This is a genomic window from Candidatus Proelusimicrobium excrementi (assembly GCF_937881865.1).
Classification (GTDB): domain Bacteria; phylum Elusimicrobiota; class Elusimicrobia; order Elusimicrobiales; family Elusimicrobiaceae; genus Proelusimicrobium; species Proelusimicrobium excrementi.
Map to the genome: position 1 here is coordinate 1 of NZ_CALGEO010000151.1, position 5,867 is coordinate 5,867.

The 5,867-nt window shown below is 49.3% G+C and carries 4 protein-coding genes and 1 pseudogene; all 5 read right to left on the bottom strand.

Annotation, left to right across the window (positions count from 1 at the left end):
• Window positions 1-70 (bottom strand): annotated as a pseudogene (locus ACQY26_RS06770) (GTP-binding protein); the annotation flags it as partial.
• Window positions 71-131: 61 nt separating this feature from the next.
• Complete coding sequence (gene fusA, locus ACQY26_RS06775) at window positions 132-2,231, bottom strand: elongation factor G (RefSeq protein WP_428048383.1); 2,100 nt, start codon at window positions 2,229-2,231, stop codon at window positions 132-134.
• A gap of 14 nt (window positions 2,232-2,245) precedes the next feature.
• Window positions 2,246-2,725 (bottom strand): 30S ribosomal protein S7, encoded by a 480-nt coding sequence (gene rpsG, locus ACQY26_RS06780; protein WP_428048384.1) that lies wholly within the window; start codon window positions 2,723-2,725, stop codon window positions 2,246-2,248.
• 14 nt (window positions 2,726-2,739) lie between these two features.
• Window positions 2,740-3,120: a 30S ribosomal protein S12 gene (gene rpsL, locus ACQY26_RS06785; RefSeq protein WP_428048385.1), complete on the bottom strand. Its 381-nt coding sequence runs from the start codon at window positions 3,118-3,120 to the stop codon at window positions 2,740-2,742.
• A 3-nt stretch (window positions 3,121-3,123) separates the two neighbouring features.
• On the bottom strand, window positions 3,124-5,867 hold a 2,744-nt coding region (locus ACQY26_RS06790), incomplete at its 5' end, for a DNA-directed RNA polymerase subunit beta' (protein WP_428048386.1).

Sequence of the window (5,867 nt, forward strand, 5' to 3'; positions counted from 1 at the left end):
CGTGGTCTACGTGCCCAATCGTTCCGACGTTCACGTGCGGCTTGCTTCTTGAAAATTTTTCTTTAGCCATTTCTATTCTCCGTGATAAGATAAAGCCGCCCCTTATTTCTAAGGGGCGGCTTAAAGTTTATTTATTTTGCCGCTGCGGCGGTTTTCTTTTCGATTATGCCTTTAGCGACGTTGGCGGGTACTTCTTCATAGTGGCTGGGTTCCATAGTAAAGGAGGCCCTGCCCTGTGAAAGTGAGCGTACCGTAGTGGCGTAGCCGAACATTTCTGAAAGCGGAACTTGCGCTTTGATATATTTGGCATTGCCTCTTTCGCCCATTTCGCCGATTTTTGCACGGCGGGAGCTTAAATCGCCCATGATATCGCCCATGTTGGCTTCCGGCGTAACGACTTCAACCTTCATGATAGGCTCCAAGAGGACGGGGGCGGCTTTTTTGGCGCCTTCCTTTAAACCCATTGAAGCGGCGATTTTAAACGCCATTTCGGAAGAGTCTACCTCGTGGAATGAACCGTCGTATACGGCTACTTTTACGTCAACCAACGGATATCCGGCCAAAGCGCCGCTTTCCAAAGCTTCGCGGCAGCCTTTTTCAACCGCGGGAATGTATTCGCGCGGGATGCGGCCTTGGGTAATTTCGTTTACGAACTCAAACCCTTTGCCGGCCGGCTGGGGTTCAAGCCTCAAGAATACGTGACCGTACTGACCTTTACCGCCGGACTGTCTGATAAACTTGCTTTCCTGCTGGACAGTCTTGGTAATGGTTTCCCTGTAAGCTACCTGAGGCGCGCCTACATTGGCCTGTACGTTGAATTCGCGTTTCATGCGGTCAACGATAATATCCAAGTGAAGCTCGCCCATACCGGAAATAACCGTCTGGCCGGTTTCTTCGTCGGTGCGGACGCGGAAAGTCTGGTCTTCTTCGGCGAGTTTGGCCAAAGCCGTGGACATTTTGTCGGAATCGTCTTTGGATTTAGGCTCTACCGCGATGGAGATTACAGGCTCCGGGAAGGTAATGCTTTCAAGCACTATCGGATGATCCGGGGAGCAGAAAGTCTGCCCGACGGAAGCATTTTTCAAAGCCACGGTGGCGGCGATGTCGCCAGCTCTTAAGGATTTTACTTCTTCCCTCTTATTGGCGTGCAAGCGCATAATACGCCCGACCCTTTCCTGAGCGTTCTTGGAAGGGAACAGAACCGTATCGCCGGCGTCGAGTTTGCCGGAGTATATTCTGAAGAATGAGAGTTTACCGACATAAGGGTCCGTCTGAATTTTGAAGAGTAAAGCGCAGAACGGATCTTTATCAGAATGGGTTCTTATTTCTTCCGCGCCCGTATCGGGGTTGGTACCTTTTACCGGGGGAATATCCATAGGCGAAGGCAGATAATAGCAAACAGCGTCGAGCAAAGGCTGTACGCCTTTGTTTTTATAGGAAGAACCGCAAAGCACAGGGAAGAATTTACCGGTTAAGGTGCCTCTTCTGATAGCGGCGCGGATTTCTTCAACGCTGAAATTGGTTTCGCCGTTTAAATAGCGTTCCATGATGGCATCGTCGAAATCGGCGATTTTTTCCAGCATGTGAGCCCTTGCGGCTTCGGCTTCTTCTTTAAGATCGGCAGGGATTTCTTCCTCGTGGAAAGCCGCGCCGGTATGATCGCCTTCCCAAACGATCGCTTTCATCGTGATAATGTCGACCATGCCGTTAAATTCAGATTCAGCCCCTATCGGGATCTGAAGAGGGCAGGCGTTACCGCCGAGTTTATCAACAATGGATTGGGCGGATCTTTTAAAGTTCGCGCCGATTCTGTCCATTTTGTTGATATAAGCGATTCTGGGTACGCCGTATTTATCGGCCTGACGCCATACGGTTTCGGACTGAGGTTCAACACCCTGCACGCCGTCGAAACAGCAAACCGCGCCGTCGAGTACGCGCAAAGAGCGTTCTACTTCGGCCGTAAAGTCCACGTGTCCCGGAGTGTCGATAATGTTGAACTGGCAATCACGCCATTTGCAGTACACGGCCGCGGAGGTAATGGTAATACCGCGTTCCCTTTCCTGCTCCATCCAGTCGGTTACCGAAGCGCCGTCGTGCGTTTCGCCGATTTTGTGAGTGCGGCCCGTATAAAAAAGAATACGTTCCGTAGTGGTGGTCTTACCGGCGTCGATGTGAGCGATAATACCGATATTTCTTATTTTCTCCAAAGGAAATACATTGTTATCTGCCATTTATCTATCCCTGCTTACCATTTAAAGTGAGCAAAAGCTCTGTTGGCTTCGGCCATTTTGTGAGTATCTTCTCTCTTTTTGAAAGCCGAACCTTCTTTTTTGGAACCCAAGAGGATTTCTTCGGCCAATTTTTCGGCCATGGGTCTGCCCTTCCTGGACTGGGCCGCAGCAAGCAGCCATCTCATCGCTACGGAAGTGCTCCTGATAGGTTTTACTTCTACGGGGACCTGATAAGTCGCGCCGCCGACGCGCCTTGCTTTTACTTCCAAAAGCGGGCGGACGTTTTCAATGCAAGTGTTGAAAACTTCAAGCGGATCGGATTTGGTCTTTTCTTTTATAATGTCCATAGCTTTGAAGACGAGCTTCTCCGCGGTGGATCTTTTGCCCTCAAAATTAATTTTATTGATGAACCTTGACATAAGTACGGAATTGTACTTGTAATCGGCCGGGGGCAACGGCCTTCTGTCTCTGGGTCTTAAACCTTTTCTCGGCATATTAAGTCAATCTCCTATTTACCAGCTTTGGGGCGTTTCACACCGTAAAGGGAACGGCCCTGCTTTCTGTTTCCTACACCCGAAGCGTCCAAAGCGCCGCGGATAATGTGATATCTCACGCCCGGCAAGTCTTTAACACGGCCGCCGCGGACCAGCACGATGCTGTGTTCCTGCAGGTTGTGGCCTACGCCGGGAATATAAGCGGTAACTTCCATTTTGGAGGTCAACTTAACACGGGCGACTTTCCTTAAAGCTGAGTTAGGCTTTTTAGGCGTCGTCGTATACACACGGGTGCAAACGCCGCGTCTTTGCGGGCAGGCGTTTAAAGCCGGAGCTTTCGTTTTAAACTCAGCTTTGCTTCTGCCGTGTTTGATTAATTGGTTTACTGTCGGCATTATTTAATTCTCTCCTATTTCTTTTTTGCTTTTCTCTTCAAATTCTTTAGTGATTTCTTTTGCTGATATACCGGTACCGGCGGGTATCAGATGGCCTACGATTACGTTCTCTTTGAGGCCTTCAAGGCGGTCAACCTGCCCTTTAATGGCGGCGTCCGTCAAAACCTTTGTGGTTTCCTGGAAGCTTGCCGCTGAAATAAAGGACTCGCTTGCGAGTGAAGCTTTACTGATACCCAAGAGTATGGTTTCAGCTTGGGCTTCTCTCTTGCCCTGCGCTTTAACGCGTCTGTTTTCCCTGTCAAATACCGCTTTGTTGACGATCTCGCCTTTAAGGAAGGAGGTATCCCCCGCATCTTGTATACGGACATTGCTTAACATCTGCCTTACGATAACTTCAATGTGTTTATCATTGATTTTCACACCTTGTAAACGATAAACTTCCTGTATAGCGTTGAGCAGGAATTCCTGCACTTCTTTAATACCCTTTACGCGCAGCACGTCGTGAGGGTCAATGGCGCCGTCTGTCAAAGCTTCGCCTACAGCAACATTATCGCCTTCGTAAACAACCAAGTGCTTACCCTGCGGTATGCTGTAATGCTCTTCTTTGTTAATTTCATCATTCCTGAGGACTACCTCTATTAGCCCTTTCGGAGATGTTTCCAGCCTTATCACACCTGAAAATTCTGCTATTATGGCAGGGTTCTTGGGGCGGCGGGCTTCAAAAAGCTCCGCGATTCTCGGCAGACCGCCGGTAATATCTTTGGTGCTGCCCGCTTCCCTGGCGATTTTCGCCAAGACGTCACCCGCCAAAACTTCCTCGCCGGATTCCACAAGCAAGATAGTGTCGATAGGCAAAGGATAAGTAAACTTGTCTTTTTTGCCTTCGATAATTACGCGCGGGTTCTTTCTGCCCACTTTGCTTGCGGTAATCTTGCGCTCAATAATACCGGTAACTTTGTTTCTCTCTTCCTGCAGAGTCATACCTTCCTGTATGTCCACAAGTTTGATTACGCCGTCGGTTTCGGCGAGCACCGGCAAGGAGTGCGGATCCCACTCTGCCATTACAGTATCTTTGGTCACCTTGGATTTATCATCAATGTAAACCCTGGCGCCGTACTGTAATTTGTATTCATATATTTTACCATTTTCCGCCTCTACAAATATAGAGCCGTTTCTGGAAATACAGATTTTATTGTCAAATCTGTCGGTAATAATCTTGACGTCTTTAAATACGGCTTTGCCGTTGGCTTCCGCCACAGCCTGAGAACGGCTGAGCACACGGGAAGCCGCACCGCCGATGTGGAACGTCCTCAAAGTAAGCTGGGTACCAGGTTCGCCGATGGACTGGGCGGCTATAATACCAACCGTGTCGCCCTTTCTGGCCAAAGTGCCGGTAGCCAAGCTGTTGCCGTAGCATTTCGCGCAAATTCCAAAAGGCGCGGCGCAGGTAAGTACGGAGCGGACCCTTACGGATTCAACGCCGTATTTCTTAATTGCGGAGGCTTGTTCCGGGTTGATAATGTCGCCTTTTTTAATAATGATAATGTCTTTGTCGCCGTCTTTGACGATGACGTCTTCCAAGGCGCAGCGGCCTAAAGCTCTTTCCTCAAGGGGTTCTATAACCTCTTCGCCGGACATCAAAGATTTCAAAAGTACGCCGTCGGAGGTGCCGCAGTCGTCCTGCGTTACCACCAAGTTATGGCCCACATCAACCAAACGTCTGGTAAGATAACCGGCGTCGGCTGTTTTCAAAGCCGTATCGGACAAACCTTTACGACCGCCGTGAGTTGAAATAAAGTATTCCAAGACCGAAAGACCTTCCCTGAAGTTCGCCGTAATAGGGGATTCGATAATTTCGCCCTGGCCGCCGGTAAGCTTCTTTTGCGGTTTGGCCATCAAACCCCTCATACCGGCCAATTGGCGGACTTGCTGTCTGGAACCCCTCGCGCCGGAGTTCGCCATTAAATAAACGGAGTTGAATTTCTGTCCGCCTTCTTTGACGGGCTGCTTTTCAACGCTGCTCATTTCTTTAAACAGTTCTTCGGCGACTTCGTCGGTAACTTTCATCCATATATCGATTACTTTGTTGTACCTTTCGCCTTCGGTGATGATACCTTGTTCGGCCTGTTTCTGAATGGCTTTTACCTGTTTTTTGGCTTCGGCCACGCGTTTTTCTTTGGCTTCGGGAACTATCATATCCGCGATGGAAATGGACAAGCCGGATTTTGTGGCGTATTTATAGCCGGTATCCATGATTCTGTCCAAAAGCTGTACGGTTTCGTATTTGCCATACTTAGGATTTTTATAGCATTCGCTGACGATAGCGGCGAGTTCTTTCTTGCCGATGTCGCGGTTTTCGAACTTCCAGCCTTTGGGAAGTATTCTGTTAAAAAGTATACGGCCGACGGAAGTAAAGTTTTTCCATTTGGAAACGTCTTTGCCTTCATCGGAAACCCCCATAACGGTGGCGATTTTTATCTTTGCGTGCAAAGATATTTTGCCGTATTCATAAGCGATGACGGCCTCTTCGCCGTCGGCGAATACGGAACCTTCGCCTTTGTCGCCGTCTTTGATTTTGGTCATAAAGTTAATGCCCAAAACCATATCGTGAGAAGGCGCCGCGATAGGCCTGCCGGAAGCCGGGGACAAAATATTGTTCGTCGCAAGCATAAGCGTGCGGGCTTCAATTTGAGCCTCAAGCGTAAGCGGGACGTGGACGGCCATTTGGTCACCGTCGAAGTCAGCGT

What these genes read in the sequence shown, in the direction of transcription:
- fusA (WP_428048383.1), bottom strand. Translation starts at nt 2,231, where the DNA reads ATGGCAGATAACAATGTATTTCCTTTGGAGAAAATAAGAAATATCGGT.
- rpsL (WP_428048385.1), bottom strand. Translation starts at nt 3,120, where the DNA reads ATGCCGACAGTAAACCAATTAATCAAACACGGCAGAAGCAAAGCTGAG.
- rpsG (WP_428048384.1), bottom strand. Translation starts at nt 2,725, where the DNA reads ATGCCGAGAAAAGGTTTAAGACCCAGAGACAGAAGGCCGTTGCCCCCG.